This window comes from Leucobacter sp. CX169, assembly GCF_017161405.1.
Lineage (GTDB): Bacteria > Actinomycetota > Actinomycetes > Actinomycetales > Microbacteriaceae > Cx-87.
In genome coordinates, this window is sequence record NZ_CP071051.1 from 2,815,040 (window position 1) to 2,832,098 (window position 17,059).

Genomic DNA, 17,059 nt, shown 5'->3' on the forward strand with positions numbered 1-17,059 from the left:
CGGGTTAGGCCCCGCGCAGGCGCTCCGACAGGTATGCGAACAGTTCGGTGCGGGGCACGCGCTCCTGCTGCATGGTGTCGCGGTCGCGCACCGTCACGGCGTTGTCTTCGAGCGAGTCAAAGTCGACCGTGATGCAGTACGGGGTACCGATCTCGTCCTGACGACGGTAGCGGCGGCCGATGGCGCCCGAATCGTCGAAGTCGACGTTCCACTCCTCGCGCAACTCTGCGGCCAGCTCGCGGGCGAGCGGCGACAGCGCGGCGTTCCGGCTGAGAGGCAGCACGGCGGCCTTGACGGGCGCAAGGCGCGGGTCAAGGGCAAGCAGTGTGCGGGTGTCGGTGCCGCCCTTGGCGTTCGGCACCTCCTCTTCGCGGTACGCGTCGACGAGGAACGCCATGAGCGAGCGGGTGAGGCCGGCGGCCGGCTCGATGACGTAGGGCGTCCAGCGCTCGTTCTGCGTCTGGTCGAAGTACGCCAGGTCCTTGCCCGAGGCCTTCGAGTGCGTCGCGAGGTCGTAGTCGGTGCGGTTCGCGACGCCCTCGAGCTCGCCCCACTCCGAGCCGGTGAACCCGAACTTGTACTCAATGTCGACGGTGCGCTTCGAATAGTGCGACAGCTTCTCGGCCGGGTGCTCGAAGAAGCGCAGGTTGTCCGGGCTGATGCCGAGGTCGGTGTACCAGCGCATGCGCTCGGCCATCCAGTATTCCTGCCACTCTTCATCCGTGCCGGGCTGGACGAAGAACTCCATCTCCATCTGCTCGAACTCGCGGGTGCGGAAGATGAAGTTACCGGGGGTGATTTCGTTGCGGAAGCTCTTGCCGATCTGGCCGATGCCAAACGGGGGCTTCATACGCGCGGCCTGCAGCACGTTGGCGAAGTTCACGAAGATGCCCTGGGCCGTTTCGGGGCGGAGGTAGTGCATGCCGGCTTCGTCGTCGACGGGGCCGAGGTAGGTCTTGAGCAGACCAGAGAACGCGCGCGGCTCGGTCCACTGACCGCGGGTGCCGCAGTTCACGCAGACGATCTCGGCGAGGCCGCCTTCGGGGGCGCGACCCTTCTTCTCTTCGAACTCCTCGACGAGGTGGTCCTCGCGGTAGCGCTTGTGGCACTGGGTGCACTCGACGAGCGGGTCGGAGAAGACCTCGACGTGGCCCGAGGCCTCCCAGACCTGCTTGGGCAGGATCACACTGGAGTCGATGCCGACGACGTCCTCGCGCCGCTGCACCATCGTGCGCCACCACTGGCGCTTGATGTTCTCCTTGAGCGCGGTGCCGAGGGGACCGTAATCCCATGCCGAGCGGGATCCGCCGTAAATTTCACCCGCCTGGAAGACAAAGCCGCGGTGGCGGGCGAGGGAAATGACCTTATCGAGGCGGGACTGCTCAGCCATGTTCTTCTTTCTCCAAGGAGCAAGCGGGGATCTTGGGTGTGCGCACACTCAATCCTTGCGAACCGGGCGCACGCGACCCAGTCTACCGCCCGCCAGTTCTTCGGGCGCGTGATCGCCCCGGATAGGCTTACGGCATGGGGATCTTTCGACGACAGCCGCGCGGGCGGCACGCCGCCGCCGAGGCCGCTGGTTCTGAGCTGAGCGCCGAGGCAGGCTCCGACGTGTCGGTTGATTCCGGCGTGCCCGCTGATTCAGCACTGCCCGCCGATTTCGCAGCAGGATCCGCGCCGAGCGTCGTGGAGCTACCGCCCGAGGCGGCGCTTCGCCCGTCCGGGCTGACCCCTGACGCGGTGGTCGCCACGTTCGCGGCGGACGCCCAGCGATTTGTCGCGACGTTTCCCTACGCCGCCTCGCCCGTTCCCGAGGGTGGGCTCGACTTCACGCGCGCCTCGCTCGTGCACATCGAGGCGCTGCTCGGCGCACTGCACCTCGCCGGCCGGCCGTTGCCCGAGCGCCTGCACCAGAGCGTCGCCGTGTACCTCTTCGAGACGGCTCGCCGTGAGTTCGGCGGGCGCTACCTGCGCTTCGAGGCGCCCGACCCGATCATCTTGCTCATGGGCGAGCCTCGCGCCCACGTGGGCATGTGCGCGATGAGTCGAGTCGCGGGCCGCGTCGAGCGCGGGCCCGACGACTCGATCATCCATTTCTACGCGAGCATCGCCCCCCTCATTGCTGAGGGCGCCGAGGTTACGCTGCGCTGACGCTCAGCCCCTCGCCGTCGTCGGCCACATCGACGCGCACCGATCCGCCGTCGCGCACCTGGCCCGACAGGATCTCGCGGGCGAGCCGGTCGTCGATCTCCTTCTGCATCAGGCGACGCAACGGACGTGCACCGTACGCCGGGTCGTAGCCAGCGTGAGCGAGCCAGGCCCGGGCCGCCGGGGTGACCGCGAGGGTCAGCCGACGCTCGGCGAGCCGATCCTGCAGACGATCGATCGTGAGTTCCACGATCTGCCCGAGGTTGTCCTCGCTCAGCGGGTGGAAGATGACCATCTCGTCGAGCCGGTTGATGAACTCCGGCTTGAACGCGCGGCGCACGGTCTCGCGAACCGCCTCCTCCTTCGCCGCCCAGGGCAGCTCGGGGTCGATGAGGTACTGGCTGCCAAGGTTGGACGTCAGGATGAGGATGGTGTTGCGGAAATCAACCGTCCGCCCCTGACCGTCCGTCAGCCGGCCCTCGTCGAGGACCTGCAGCAGCACGTCGAACACCTCGGGGTGCGCCTTCTCGACCTCGTCGAGCAGCACGACCGAGTACGGCCTGCGCCGCACTGCCTCCGTGAGCTGGCCGCCCTGCTCGTAGCCGACGTACCCGGGAGGGGCGCCGACCAGTCGCGAGACCGAGTGCTTCTCGCCGTACTCAGACATGTCGATGCGCACCATGGCACGCTCGTCGTCAAAGAGGAAGTCGGCGAGCGCCTTCGAGAGTTCCGTCTTGCCGACACCGGTCGGGCCGAGGAACAGGAAGGATCCGGTTGGCCGGTTCGGGTCAGAGATGCCGGCGCGCGTGCGACGCACCGCGTCCGAAACCGCGCGCACCGCCTCTTCCTGGCCGATGAGTCGCTTGCCGAGCTCGTGTTCGAGCGCGAGCAGCTTCTCGGTCTCACCCTGCAGCAGCCGCCCAACCGGGATCCCGGTCCAGGCCGCCACCACTCCGGCGATGTCCTCGTCGGTGACCTGCTCGTTCACCATGCGCGGCTCGTCGCTCTCGGCGGTCTCGTTCGCGGCATGCTCGGCCTCGGCCAGCTGCTTCTCAATCACGGGAATCTCCCCGTAGAGCAGTTTCGAGGCCTGCTCGAGCCGGCCCTCGCGCTGTGCGCGGTCAGCATCGCTGCGCAGTCGATCCAGCTGCTCGCGCAGCTCGCCGACGCGGTTCAGGCCGCCGCGCTCGCGCTCCCAGCGCGCCTCAAGCCCGGCAAGAACGCCCTGCTTTTCGGCAAGATCCTCGCGGAGCTTCGCGAGGCGCTCTTTCGAGGCGTCGTCCTTCTCCTTTTTCAGCGCAAGCTCTTCCAGCTTCAGCCGGTCGACCGCGCGGCGCAACTCGTCGATCTCGACCGGGGCCGAGTCGATCTCCATGCGCAGCCGGCTTGCCGCCTCGTCGATCAGGTCGATCGCCTTGTCCGGCAGCTGGCGCGAGGTGATGTATCGGTTCGACAGCGCGGCCGCGGCGATGAGCGCCGAGTCGGCGATCGTCACCTTGTGGTGCGCCTCGTACCGCTCCTTCAGGCCACGCAGGATCGCGACCGTGTCGGCCACCGAGGGCTCGCCCACAAGGACGGGCTGGAAGCGGCGCTCGAGGGCCGCGTCCTTTTCGATGTACTCGCGGTACTCGTCGAGGGTGGTCGCGCCGATGAGGCGCAGCTCGCCGCGCGCGAGCATGGGCTTGAGCATCTGCGAGGCGGCAACCGACGACTCGCCCCCGCCGGCGCCCATCAACGTGTGCAGCTCGTCGATGAAGGTGATGAACTTGCCGTCGGACTCCTTGATCTCAGCGAGGACCGCCTTCATGCGCTCCTCGAACTCGCCGCGGTATTTCGCGCCGGCGATCAGGGCCGAGATGTCGAGCGAGATGAGCTCTTTGTCTTTCAAGGACTCGGCGACGTCGCCCGCAACGATGCGCTGGGCGAGGCCCTCCACGACGGCGGTCTTGCCGACGCCGGGTTCGCCAATGAGAACCGGGTTGTTCTTCGTGCGCCGGGTCAGCACCTGGCTGACGCGACGAATCTCGGCGTCGCGGCCAATAACGGGGTCGAGCGTGCCCGAGCGGGCGACCTCAGTGAGGTTCACGCCGTACTGCTCGAGGGCGCTCTTGGCCTCCTCCTGCGGGGGCTGCATTCCTGGCTGCATCTCGGGACTCCTTTCCTCGGTGAAAACCTGAGTGAACTTGACTCAAGTTTAACAGGAGACTGGATGCGGGGCAAGGAACTCAGGCGATACTCAGCACTCCACCACGTTCACGGCCAGCCCGCCGAGCGACGTCTCCTTGTACTTCGCGAGCATGTCGCGGCCGGTGTCGCGCATCGTCGCAATCACCTGGTCCAGGCTGACGTGGTGCGCCCCGTCCCCCATGAGCGCCATCTTCGCCGCATTGACCGCCTTCGACGCCGCGATCGCGTTGCGCTCAATGCAGGGAATCTGCACGAGCCCGCCGACGGGGTCGCAGGTGAGGCCGAGATTGTGTTCCATCGCGATCTCGGCGGCGTTTTCGACCTGTTCGGGGGTGCCCCCCATGATCTGCGTGAGCCCCGCCGCCGCCATCGACGATGCCGAGCCGACCTCGCCCTGACAGCCGACCTCGGCGCCCGAGATCGACGCCTGCTCCTTGTACAGCACGCCCACGGCGGCCGCGGCGAGCAGGAAGTCGGCGACCACGCGTCGCCTCGCTTCCTCGTCCCAGCCCTCAGATCCCGGGGCGTAGTGCGTCGCATAGAACAGCACGGCCGGGATGATGCCGGCGGCCCCGTTCGTCGGGGCCGTCACCACGCGTCCGCCCGACGCGTTCTCCTCGTTCACGGCGAGCGCGACGAGGTTGATCCATTCCTGCCAGAATCTCGGGTCTCGGTCAGGATCCTGCGCAGTGAGGCGGCGGTGCCAGTCGGGCGCGCGCCGGCGCACGTTCAGCCCGCCGGGCAGCACGCCGGTGCGCGCGAGGGCGGAGTTCTTGCAGGCCTCCATCACGGCGTAGATGTGGGCGAGGCCGGAACGAATCTCCGCCTCATCGCGCGCGACCTGCTCATTCGCGAGCATGACGCCCGCGATCGACATGCCCGTCGCGCGGGTGTGCGCGAGCAGCTCGGCGGCCGTGACGAACGGATAGGGCTGCTGCGCGAGCGCCGTCTCGAGGCGGTCACGAATGTCGTCCTCGGCCCCCTCGCGCACGACGAATCCACCGCCGACCGAGTAATAGGTCTGCTCGTCGAGCAGCTCGCCGGCGTCGTTCAGCGCGCCAAAGCGCATGCCGTTCGTGTGTCGCGGCAGGACGGTCAGCGAGTGCAGCACGATGTCCGCCACGACGAAGGGGACGATCACCTCCGGCACCGCCCCGTCCGCCGAAAGCTCCGCGCCGAGGTTCAGGCGCCCGTTCGATGCAATGCGCTCAAGGGCAGCCGTGACCTCCTCGGGCAGGATCACCTCCGGCCGATACCCCTCAAGCCCGAGGAGAACTGCCGTAAAGGTCCCGTGCCCGTGCCCGGTCGCCGCGAGCGAGCCGTACAGGTCCACCCGCAGCGAGCGCACGCTTCCGCGCACGCCCGCGTGCTCGAGTCGCGCGGCAAAGTGATGCGCCGCACGCATCGGCCCGACGGTGTGCGAGCTCGACGGACCAATGCCGACGGTGAATAGGTCGAACACGCTGACGGCCACGATGCCTCCCGGTGCGATGGGTGCTGCAGGATCCTGCGGGGCGGGGTGCGCTGCCGTCGGTTGCCCCGGCAGCGCTCCCCGGGCTTACAGCTCTGCGTCGTTCGCGCTCGCGTACTCCTCGGCGCTCTGCAGCGGCCCCTCCTCAGTCACGGCGACTTTGAACAGCCAGGCGGCGCCGTACGGGTCGGAATTGATCAGCGCGGGGTCGGCGACGACGGCGTCGTTGACCTCAACGATTTCTCCGGCGACCGGCGAGTAGAGCGCCGAGACCGACTTGGTCGATTCGACCTCGCCGCACTCCTGGCCGACGGTCACGACGCTGCCGACATCGGGCAGGTCGACGTAGACGATGTCGCCGAGGGCATCGGCGGCCACCTCGCTGATGCCGATGGTGGCGGGGCTTTCACCCAGCACCCATTCGTGCTCGACGGAGTAGCGGCGGCCGGACTGTACTTTGCTCATAGTGTTCTTTCCTTCGGTGTTTCGGTGACGTGTGATGGGTCGGGGGGGCGCTATGCGCCGCGCGTATAGAACGGCAGGGCGACGACCTCGAAGGGCTCGTCGGTGCCGCGGAGGTCGACGTCGACGCGCGTGCCCACTGCGGAGTGCTCGGGCGCGACGTAGGCGAGGGCGATCGGGTAGCCGAGCGTCGGGCTGGGCTGTCCGCTGGTGACGTGCCCGACATTCTCGCCCGCCACCCGTACGGCATAGCCGCCGCGGCCGGCCCGGCGACCCGTGCCCCGCAACCCGACCAGCACCCGCTCGGGGGCGGCCTCTCGAAGCGGCTCAAGGTGAGCGCGCCCGACAAACTGCTCGTCCTTCTTGAACGAGACGACAGGTCCGAGGCCCGCGGCGAACGGCGTCACCTCGCGGCTCAGCTCGTTGCCGTAGAGGGGCATGCCTGCCTCGAGGCGCAGGGAGTCCCGTGAGGCGAGGCCGGCCGGGATAAGTCCGTGCGGCGCGCCAGCCTCGAGCAGCGCCCGCCAGAGCGCCGGCGCGAGGTCGTTGCGCACATAGAGCTCGAAGCCGTCCTCGCCTGTGTAGCCGGTGCGGGCGAGCAGCACCTCGATGCCGGCGACGGTCGCCGGGGACGCCGCGTAGTACCGCATCTCGCTCACGAGCTCGCGCTGCGACTCGGGCACGAGGCGGTGCAGGATCGCCACCGAGTTCGGGCCCTGCACCGCCACGAGGCTCGTCTGGTTCGACTCATCCACCACGGCGACGTCGAACCCGGCCGCGCGCTCGGCAAAGGCCGCGGCAACGACCGCGGCGTTGCCTGCGTTCGGGACGACGAGGTACTCCTGCTCGGCGAGCCGGTAGCTGATGAGGTCGTCGATGATCCCGCCGTCCTCGGCACAGATCAGCGAGTACTTGGCCCGGCCCACCTGCACCGCCGCGAGGTTGCCGACGAGTGCGGTATTCAGGAAGGTGGCGGCATCCGGGCCACTCACCCGAATCTCGCCCATGTGCGAGAGGTCAAACAGCCCGGCGCTCGCGCGCACGGCCCGGTGCTCGGTCAGTTCGGAGCCGTACTTGAGCGGCATGTCCCAGCCGCCAAAGTCGGTAAAGCTCGCGCCCAACTGCTTGTGTTCGGCGTGCAGCGCGGTGTGTTTCGGGGTACTCATCGGTGAAAACCTCTCGGAAGATGTGCGGGTGGCTCGGTCGTCTTAGCTCTCGAACACTTCGGGCGGCGGGCACGCGCACACGAGGTTGCGGTCGCCGAACGCGCCGTCGATTCGGCCGACCGGCGGGAAGTACTTGTCGACGCGCAGCCGCGCGACCGGGTACGCCGCCTGCTCGCGCGAGTAGTCCCGGCTCCAGCCGTTGTCGATCACGACGTCCGCCGTGTGCGGCGCTCCGCGCAGCGGCGACTGCTCGACGCCCAGGCGCCCCGCGATCACGTCATCGATCTCGCCGCGAATGGCGATCATGGCCTCGATGAAACGCTCGATCTCGACGAGGTCTTCCGACTCGGTGGGCTCCACCATGAGCGTGCCCGCGACCGGGAAGGCGAGCGTCGGCGCGTGGAACCCGAAGTCAATCAGGCGCTTCGCGACGTCCTCGGCGGTGACCCCCGACCGCGCGGTGAGGTCGCGCAGGTCGAGGATGCACTCGTGGGCGACGAGCCCGCTGTCGCCCGTGAAGAGCACGGGGAAGTGCTGGGTGAGGCGCGAGGCGATGTAGTTCGCGCTCAGCAGCGCGGTTTTCGTCGCCCGGGTCAGCCCCTCGGCACCCATCATCGCGATGTAGGCGTACGAGACGGGCAGCACGCCGGCCGAGCCGAACAGTGTTGCGACGACGGGCACGCCCCCGCTCACCGTGTAGGTGCCGGTCGGGTCGTTCGGGACGTAGGGCAGCAGGTGCTCGGCGACGCCGATGGGCCCGACGCCGGGCCCGCCACCGCCGTGCGGGATCGCGAAGGTCTTGTGGAGGTTCAGGTGCGACACGTCGCCGCCAAACTTGCCGGGCTGGGCGATCCCGACGAGCGCGTTCATGTTCGCGCCGTCGATGTAGACCTGGCCGCCGGCCTCGTGCACCATCTCACACACCGCGCGCACATCGGAGTCGTAGACGCCGTAGGTGGACGGGTAGGTGATCATGATCGCCGAGAGCTCGTGGCGGTGCGCCTCTACCTTCGCCGTCAGGTCGGCCAGGTCGATCGCGCCCGCCTCGGTGTTCTTCACCACGACGACGCGCATGCCGGCGAGCACGGCCGAGGCCGCGTTCGTGCCGTGGGCCGAGGCGGGGATGAGGCAGACCGTGCGCTCGGGCTCGCCCTGCGCCTCGTGGTAGTTCCGGATCGCGTTCAGGCCCGCGTACTCGCCCTGCGCGCCAGAGTTCGGCTGCAAGGAGACGCCCGCGTAGCCGGTGATCTCGATCAGGCGGCGTTCGAGGTCGGCGATGAGCGCGCGCCAGCCCCGGCTCTGATCCTCGGGAACGTAGGGGTGAATGCCGGCGAACTCGGGCCAGGAGATGGCCTCCATCTCGGCGGTCGAGTTGAGCTTCATCGTGCACGAGCCGAGCGGAATCATGGTGCGATCGAGCGCGAGGTCGCGGTCAGCGAGGCGGCGCAGGTAGCGCAGCATCTGGGTCTCGGAGCGGACCGTGTGGAAGATCGGGTGAGTGAGATAGTCGCTCGAACGGGTGAGCGCGGCGGCAAAGCCGTAGTCACCCGGGGCCGCCTCGACCGAGACGTCCGCTCCGAACGCCGCCGCGACAGCGCGGATGTGGGCGCTCGTCGTGGTCTCGTCGGTCGAGACGCCGACCGTATCGGCGTCGATGCGGCGGAGGTTGATGCCCGCGGCGAGCGCGGTCGCGATGACGTCGTCGGCCCGGCCCGGCACGCTGGCGACGACGGTGTCGAAGAACGACTCGGAGGCGAGCGGGACGCCGGCGGTGGAGAGCGCCGCGGCGAGGGTGCGGGCGTGCGCGTGCGTGCGCTCCGCGATCGCCTTGAGCCCCGCAGGGCCGTGGTAGACGGCGTACATGGAGGCGGTGATGGCGAGCAGCGCCTGTGCGGTGCAGATGTTGCTCGTGGCCTTCTCTCGCCGAATGTGCTGCTCGCGGGTCTGCAGCGCGAGGCGGTAGGCGGGACGCCCCGACGAGTCCTTTGAGACCCCGACGAGCCGGCCGGGCAGCGCCCGCTCGAGCCCCTCGCGCACGGAGAGGTACGCCGCGTGCGGACCGCCGAAGAACAGTGGGACGCCGAAGCGCTGCGTGCTCCCCACGGCGACGTCAGCGCCCTGCTCGCCCGGCGGGACGATGAGGGTGAGCGAGAGCAGGTCGGCGACGACCGTAATCATCGCGCCGCGCGCCTTGGCCGCGGCAATGACGCCTGAGTGATCGACGACCGCGCCGCGGTTTCCCGGCTGCTGCAGCACGATGCCGAAGATCTCGCCGTCCGGCAGCCCCTCCGACAGGTCTGCGATCTCGACCTCGAAGTCGAGCCCCGCGGCGCGGCCCAGGATCACGGCGATGGTCTGCGGGAACAGGTGCTGGTCGAGCACGACCTTCGCTGTCGCCCCGGCTCGGCTGGCCCGGCGCATCAGCAGCACCGCCTCGGCCGCAGCCGACGACTCATCGAGCATCGAGGCGTTCGCGAGAGGCAGCCCGGTGAGGTCTGCCACCATCGTCTGGAAGTTCAGCAGCGCCTCAAGCCGGCCCTGCGAGATCTCGGGCTGGTAGGGCGTGTACGCCGTGTACCAGGCGGGGGCTTCGAGCACGTTGCGGCGGATCACGGGCGGCGTGTGGGTGCCGGAGAACCCCTGCCCGATCATCTGCGTGTGCACGATGTTCTGCGAGGCGAGCTCTCGCAGATCAGACAGGATCTCCTCTTCCGAGCGCGCCGGCGGCAGGTCAAGGGGCTCGGTCGTCCGGATGCTCTGCGGCACCGCAGAGTCAACCAGTGCGTCGAGGTCGGAGAGGCCCAACTGCTCGAGCATGACGGCGATATCGGCGGGCGAGGTCACACCGATGTGGCGGTCGGTGAAGTCACGTACTGCGGGGGTGATGCTCAAGAGGATCTCCGTCGAAACAACGTGCGGGCGCACGAATGGGCGTGGGATCCTCCCCGCTCTGTGATTGGACCTGAGAGATTCGGGTGGCCGAACGAGTCGGGCACCGTTGCACCGTCGGTGAGCGCGAACGCGCTGCTTTCCAGAGTTGCCATGCTGTGGCGGTACGGGTGCCTGAGAGATTCCCGGGGAGGGTTTGCTCCTACGGCGTCAGGAGAACCTGAACTCTCCCGCCACAGCTTGATAGCCAATATTCACAAGTGAGGCTCACTCTAGCATCGGGGGTGACTGTGCGGGGAGCGCGACGTGAACCCCGCCAAGCTTCCCGCCCTCGACGAGGAAACCGCGGCCGGGCGGGAAGTTCGCTCGGCGCGCGTGAGTGAACGGTGTCGTGAACACGCTTGGCGCATCGTTCGCGTCGGGCTGCAAAGCGAGCGCCCAGCGGGCGCCGCGCAGCGGGCTTGCAAGCTCCCACACGGTCCCCATTGTCGCGTTCTCTCCTTCGACGATGACGGTCAAATCGCTGCGCCGCAGCAGTTTGAGTAGCCCGGCGAGTGCACGCTCGTTTCCGCTGCCGTCAAACCCACCAATGTCTTCCACCACAACCACCCCGCGATGCCCGGCGGCCGGAAACACCGCGGCCGCGGCGGACTCGGCTGCGACCGGCGCTTCAACCGGAAGGCCTGTGCCGATGAGTGGCAGCATCGTCAGGCCAACCGATGCCGGCGCGGTCCCGCCCAGGGCGCGCGTGAGGCGCTCAAAGACGGCCTCACGCGCGTCAGGGGTATCGGCAGTTTCCTGCCAGAGCGGCAGTTCTCGCAGCGTCGACCGATTCGGGGAGATGAGGATCGCGTCCAGGGCTTGCCCGCACATGCGAGCCTGCTCTTCGAAGGCCTCCAGGAGGGACTGGATCGCGGTCGTACGGCCGGATCCGGCCGGCCCGGTCACCAGCAAGAACCCGCTCTCGGGGGCGGGGACGGGCTCGAGCTGTACGGTGTCAATCGCGAACGGTGCCCCGTCGGGCTCCTCGACGCGCAGTTCGCTTCGCTGGATCGACTGCGGGATGCGGGGCACCGGCGCGGGTGCGAGCCCGTGGATCGCCCGCTGCTGCTCGGCGAGTTCTGCAAGAGCGGCGTCGGTGTCTGCGGGGTCATTGCTGGCCCCGGGCACGGCGAGCTGGATCTCGTCCTCCGCACCGATGCGCACGGCCCGCCCTGCCGGGGCGCCCTCAAACATTCCCGCCGAGACGCCAAGCATCTGATAATCGGTGTCTGCTGCAAGGCGAAGCACGAGGCGTTCCGGAATGCTCGAGGCAAGTGAGGCCGGGAACCCGTTCGCGCGCTCCGACGTGAACACGACGTGCACGCCAGCCCCACGCCCCGCTCGGGTGATCTCAACCAGGTCCGCAAATGGATCGGCGCCGCCGCAAAGGTGTTCGTACGCGTCGCGGAATGCGGAAAACCCATCGATCAACAGCAGCAATGGCGGAGTTGCCTGCTGAGCGGTCGAGCGTTCCGCAACGAGAGTTTTGAGCATGCCGAGCAGTCTGACGACCCGATCCTGCTCGTCGACCTGAATGATGTCGCCCGTGTTGGGCAGTTGCGCGAGCACGCCCAGTCGTCCACCGCTCGCGTCAATGCCATACACATGCGCCGATGGGTCGGCTGCGATCGTCGCGGCTGCGATGGTGAGCAGCGCGGTGGTCTTTCCGCTTCCGCCGCCGCCGTAGATAACGACGTTGCCTGCCTCGCCCAGCTCGCAGACGTACGGCGATTGCCGTTGGAGGTGCGGTTCATCGATCAGGCCTGCGACAATGCTTAACGTGCCAGCCTGCCCCCGCGCCGGGCGGTCTGTTGGTGCATGGCGGGATGGGAGCGAGGAGAGCGAGATCGACTCGGGGAGTTGATCCACCCAAGGCTTGCGGGGTGCGGAAATCTGCGCACCCACCGCGGCCTGCTGAATGTTGGCCGTCAAGACCTCGATGTCGCGCGGCCCTTTCTTCGCGCTGCGCCGTTGGCTGCGCACCTCAGGCTGCATCGCCCACGGCGCCTGTTCACCAAACCCCAACGTGCGCACCTCGACCGGTTCTTGATGCTGCGCCTCGGAACGGCCCCCGAGATACCCGGTCTGGAAGTGGGTGAGCCTTCCGGCGCCGATCTTGACTGCGGCACGGCCCGGGGTGTCGGGTGCGAACTCTGCCGCATCCGTCACCCCGAGCACGTCGCTGCTGTCGGAGGGGTCGGCCATGCGCAACCCGATGCGCAGGTTTGTGTTCGCGCGCAGGTTGTCCTTGATGACGCCGGCCGGTCGCTGCGTCGCCATCACGAGGTGCAGGCCGAGCGAGCGGCCCCGCTGCGCGACATCGATCACGCCGTCGACGAACTCAGGAATCTCGCTCACGAGTGCCGCGAATTCGTCGATCACGATGACGAGCGTCGGCGGGGCCTCCGGGTCGGAGCGGCGCTCGAGCGCGATGAGGTCTTTCGCGCCCTTCTCTGCGAGCAGTTCCTCGCGGTAGCGCAGCTCTGCCCGCAGCGAGGTGAGGGCGCGGCGCACGAGGTGCGTGTTGAGGTCGGTGACGAGGCCGACCGTGTGGGGCAGGGTCGTGCACTCCGCGAACGCGGCACCCCCCTTGTAATCAACCAGCAGAAACGTCAACCGGTCGGGCGAGTACTGCGCGGCCAGCGACAGGATCCAGGTCTGTAAGAACTCTGACTTGCCCGAACCGGTCGTGCCGCCCACGAGCGCGTGGGGGCCGTGCACCCGCAGATCGATTGCGACCGTGCCGGCTCCGCCTTGCCCGATGACTGCGGCGAGCTGTCCAGGCTCGCGCTCCCGGTCCGGCTCCCACCCCGCGACGAGACTGTCCGTGGTGCGCCAGTTCGACAACACCGCGTCACTCGCCCCCATCACGTCACTCTCAAGCAGCTGCCCAAGCGTGACGGAGCGCGGGAAATCGCTCTCATCGAGCACCCGCGCACCCGCATCGACGAGCGGTGCGATCGCCCGCCCGAACGTTTCAGCGACCGGAGTGTCCACCGCGTCGAGCTGGCTCAACGTCACCGTTTCGCCCTGCCGCACGAAGTGGACCCGCCACCTGCTGTCGGTCACCTCGACCGTGGTGCGGCAAGCCGCCGGCACCGCGCCCAAGTGTTCCGCTAGCCAAATGAGGTGCACGCCCACATCGGCGCCGTCCTCCGCAAGGCCCACTAGGCGGGAGAGCTCGACCTGCGTATCGGCCAGCACCAGCACGACCACCGCCGGAGTGGGTGCCGGGGCCGACACCGCAGCGAGCCGCTCACTGCTGTCGGACGCACTGTCGTCGATGCGCGAACGCACGGTCGTGCCCCGCGCGGCCTCCGCCCGGGTGGCGATCAATCCCTCGAGGGCGGTGAGCAGCACGGCCGAGCTGCGCTCATCATCGGCGAGGTGCGGCACGCCCAGCGGGCTGTAGACAGAGTCGGCGTGCGGCAGCCACTTCAGCCATGACCAGTGGCCCTGAGCCTGGCGCCCGTCGGCAAACACCGTGAACACGAGATCGGCAGGCGAATGCAGCGCGAGTAGCTGCACCAGCAGCGACCTCGCCACCGATTCCGACCAGAGGCGCGGGCCCGCGACGCCCAACGACCCGCACCGGTCGAGCCGTTCGAGCACCGGAACGTCATCGATCGTGGCGAACTGATCCTGCAATGCGGTCAGACGCTTCCACGTGTCTGCCGGGATCTTGCCGCGGGCAGGCATCTCGATCTCTTTGCGGCTCGGCAACGTCGCTTTGCCCAACCGCAGTTCCAGAAACGCTCGATGCTCGGGCCGGCGAGTCCAGAGCAGCCCATTGGGCTGCGACGGTAGCGCCAACAAATCGATGGGCGACACGCTTTCCAGAGTGCGTGCCTGCTGCTCGAGTGCACGGGCGGCAGCGAGCTCGTCCGTCGCGAGCTGCAGCCCCTCGTCGAACTCTGCCTGCTTCTGCCGGAACGTGCGCTTGCGCGTCAGCCGGTTGTCGAACCAGGTGCCGAGCATGATGATGGGCGACAGTGCGACAAAGATCAGACTCAGCGGCGACTTCGTCACCGCGAACAGCACCGCACCCATCACGAGTGGGGCGAGCATCGCGATCAACGGGAACCGGACAGGCTCTGCCGGGTCAGGCGGTGCGGGAAGCGAAATCGGTTCCGGCGTGTACACCGGGTCGACCCGCGGCGACTGCAAATGCGCGACGAACGCGTCCAGATCCGGCTCCGCCCCGGCCGGCGGCCCGGCATCGATGCGCACTTGCACCTCGCCCAGCAACACGACGCTGCTGCGCTTCACCTGCAGACGATTGACCTGCTGCTGGCTTCCGTCCATCGGGTTCAGTAGGAAGCTGCTGTTCGCTGACCCCAAGTCCTCAAACGACAGTGCCCCGTTCTCTGCACGCAGCACCGCGTGACGCCTCGACACACTCGGGTCATGCAGTTCAACCCGGTTCGCCCGGTCTCGGCCGATGAAGCTCTCGCCCTGCACGACGTTGAATGCCACCCCGGCCTGCTCACCCGTCAGCACCGTCACCGTGGCAACAGCCACTTTTGTCCGCCGACCCTCGCCCGCGTTCGACTCGAGTACCGGCTCGACCAAGCTGCCGGACTGGATCCCCGATTTTCCGAGGGGATCGCCCGCGTCCAGGATCAGGCCGGCCCGGCCCGGAAACGCCACACGAAGGGTGAACGGGGCATGCCGATGCAGCGCAAGGTGCAGCAGGCGTGGATCGCCGGCGCCCGCCCGCACCAGGGCCCGCGCGACCTCGCCGACGGTCGCGGTGACGTCGACGGTCAGTGTGACGTCAGTGCTCAGCTGACGAGATGTCGCCGGGTACTCGGCCAGGGATACGCGAAGCTTCATCTGGATCTGCTCTCGGGAGGGGCCACGGAGCGAACGCTGGAACACCCCGCCCAGATTGCTCGCTGTCCGAGATCATTCCACGGTACGTCTGCGAGAGAAATGCCTTCGAAAAATTGCCACCCGGGAGGCAGCAAAAAGCGGCCGGATCAGGGATTGATCCGGCCGCTCTCTGTGGATAACTTCCTGTGGCTTAGTCCTTGCCGTCGATCGCGAGCAGCTCGTCCTCGACCTCGCCGCCGTAACCCTCGGCCTGCGGGTCGCGGTGCACGCCGCCCGAGATCGCGTACTCCTCCTCCGGAGACAAGATCAGGCGGTGGCGAGTGTAGAGCCAGAAGACCAGCAAGAAGACGATGTAGACGACGACAATCGCCACAATCGCTGGGCGGAATGCCTCATTGAGGAGGAACCCGAGGAAGATCAGCGCCGAGATACCCGCGGCCGCGACCGCCCCCGGAACGCCCCACGGGCTCTTGTACGGGCGATCCACGTTGGGGAACTTCTTGCGCAGAATGATGAACGACAGCATCTGCATGAAGTACGCGAGCACGGCGCCCCACACGGCAATGTTCAGCACGATCGCGCCGGCGACGCCGCCTGCACCACCCGCGGAGTCAACGACGACGAGGGCGACGAAGCCGATCAACGCACCGGCGATCAGCGCAATCCAAGGGGTCTGACGCTTGCCCGTGAGCGAGAGGAACTTCGGGTAGTACCCGGCGCGAGACAGCGAGTACAGGTTGCGCCCGTAGGCGAACATGATGCCCTGCAGCGAGGCGAGCAGACCGAACAGGGCGAAGAGCGCCAGCACGCCGGCCACCCAAGCGAGGTCGTCGCCGAGAATCGCGCGGAATCCATCGAGCAGCGGCTCGCCAGCCACACCGGTGTCTTCCGCGCCGAGCACGGCCGTGTTCAGGACGAGCACGAGCATGCCCGTGAAGATCAGCGTTCCGCGAGCCCACAGGCCGGCGCGGGGGATGTCACGGACGGGGTTGTGCGACTCCTCCGCCGCGAGCGGCAGTTCCTCGATGCCCAAGAACAGCCACATGGCGAACGGCAGGGCGAACAGGATCGGCAGGACACCGTGCGGCAGGAACGCCGTCTGGCCGGCATCAGGTTCGATGTTGAAGAGGCTGCCCCAGTCGGCGGTACCGCTGACGAGCGCCATGATGCCGAACAGCACGAGCACGCCGATCGAGACGAAGGAGACGATGATGGCAAACTTCAGCGAGATCGCAGCGCCGGCGGTGTTCAGCCCGACGAACGCGACGTAGAGGATGACCCACCAGATCCAGGCCGGCAGCGAGAAGCCCATCAGGCTTTCCGTCACGCCGTTTGCGTACCCTGCAGAGAAGTAGACGATCACTGCGGTCGTCGCGACGTACTCGATGGACTCCGCAAGCCCGGTGACGAAGCCGCCCCAGGGGCCCATCGCGGCCCGCCCGAAGGAGTAGGCGCCGCCGGTGTGCGGCATGGCCGCGGCCATCTCGCCGATCGAGAAGATGAGGCCGTAGTACATGACGACCAGGATCGCGAAGGCGATGAGCATGCCGCCGAAGCCGGCTGCTTCGATGCCGAAGTTCCAGCCCGAGAAGTTACCCGAGATCACTGCCCCGACAGCGAGGCCCCACAGCCCCCATACGCCGGCAGATCGCTTGAGCTTTCGTTTTTCGAAGTATCCCGACTCGGCAGTGGTGTACGTCACTCCCGAGACTTTCAGGGTGTCCTTGGCCATTGCGGCCCCTTTCACGTCGTTGTGATTTTCCGGTTTCCTGCGTACGCGTCGCTGCAAGCACACAGGGAATGCTCATGTGTTTTTCGACTATATTCACGTCTTTTGGTTTAGTACAGCAACCTTTTC

The 17,059-nt window shown here is 67.8% G+C and carries 9 protein-coding genes and 2 riboswitches; of the genes, 1 reads left to right on the forward strand and 8 read right to left on the reverse strand.

From position 1 onward, the window contains the following. Nucleotides 1-4: 4 nt before the first annotated feature. Nucleotides 5-1,390, reverse strand: a complete 1,386-nt coding sequence (locus tag JW030_RS12885; protein ID WP_188045182.1) for a glycine--tRNA ligase — start codon at nt 1,388-1,390, stop codon at nt 5-7. Between the two features lie 134 nt (nt 1,391-1,524). Between JW030_RS12885 and JW030_RS12890 the strand changes: the two genes are divergently transcribed. Then, complete coding sequence (locus tag JW030_RS12890; protein WP_188045181.1) at nt 1,525-2,151, forward strand: hypothetical protein; 627 nt, start codon at nt 1,525-1,527, stop codon at nt 2,149-2,151. On the opposite strand, the gene JW030_RS12895 is transcribed toward JW030_RS12890, so the two are convergent. The 7 genes from JW030_RS12895 to JW030_RS12925 all read right to left on the reverse strand — a co-directional run bounded on the left by JW030_RS12895 (nt 2,138) and on the right by JW030_RS12925 (nt 16,933). Further along, nucleotides 2,138-4,294 (reverse strand): ATP-dependent Clp protease ATP-binding subunit, encoded by a 2,157-nt coding sequence (locus JW030_RS12895; RefSeq protein WP_188045180.1) that lies wholly within the window; start codon nt 4,292-4,294, stop codon nt 2,138-2,140. The two genes, JW030_RS12890 and JW030_RS12895, sit on opposite strands and share 14 nt — an antisense overlap. 90 nt (nt 4,295-4,384) lie before the next feature. After that, nucleotides 4,385-5,809, reverse strand: coding sequence for an L-serine ammonia-lyase (locus JW030_RS12900; RefSeq protein ID WP_188045179.1), 1,425 nt, complete (start codon nt 5,807-5,809; stop codon nt 4,385-4,387). A gap of 84 nt (nt 5,810-5,893) precedes the next feature. Further along, complete coding sequence (gene gcvH, locus JW030_RS12905) at nt 5,894-6,271, reverse strand: glycine cleavage system protein GcvH (protein ID WP_188045178.1); 378 nt, start codon at nt 6,269-6,271, stop codon at nt 5,894-5,896. Between the two features lie 50 nt (nt 6,272-6,321). Beyond that, nucleotides 6,322-7,434: a glycine cleavage system aminomethyltransferase GcvT gene (gene gcvT / locus JW030_RS12910; protein WP_188045177.1), complete on the reverse strand. Its 1,113-nt coding sequence runs from the start codon at nt 7,432-7,434 to the stop codon at nt 6,322-6,324. A 42-nt stretch (nt 7,435-7,476) separates the two neighbouring features. After that, nucleotides 7,477-10,326, reverse strand: coding sequence for an aminomethyl-transferring glycine dehydrogenase (gcvP, locus tag JW030_RS12915; RefSeq protein ID WP_188045176.1), 2,850 nt, complete (start codon nt 10,324-10,326; stop codon nt 7,477-7,479). 48 nt (nt 10,327-10,374) lie between these two features. Beyond that, a riboswitch (glycine riboswitch) is annotated at nt 10,375-10,475 on the reverse strand. Then, nucleotides 10,476-10,566, reverse strand: a riboswitch (glycine riboswitch). It lies immediately after the preceding riboswitch. Nucleotides 10,567-10,590: 24 nt separating this feature from the next. Then, the gene (locus tag JW030_RS12920) at nt 10,591-15,201 is read right to left on the reverse strand and encodes an FtsK/SpoIIIE domain-containing protein (protein ID WP_188045175.1); all 4,611 of its coding nucleotides are present in this window, start codon (nt 15,199-15,201) and stop codon (nt 10,591-10,593) included. Between the two features lie 190 nt (nt 15,202-15,391). Next, nucleotides 15,392-16,933 carry an amino acid permease gene (locus JW030_RS12925; RefSeq protein ID WP_188045174.1) on the reverse strand — a complete coding sequence of 514 codons (1,542 nt, stop codon included), beginning with the start codon at nt 16,931-16,933 and terminating at the stop codon, nt 15,392-15,394. Nucleotides 16,934-17,059: the final 126 nt, after the last annotated feature.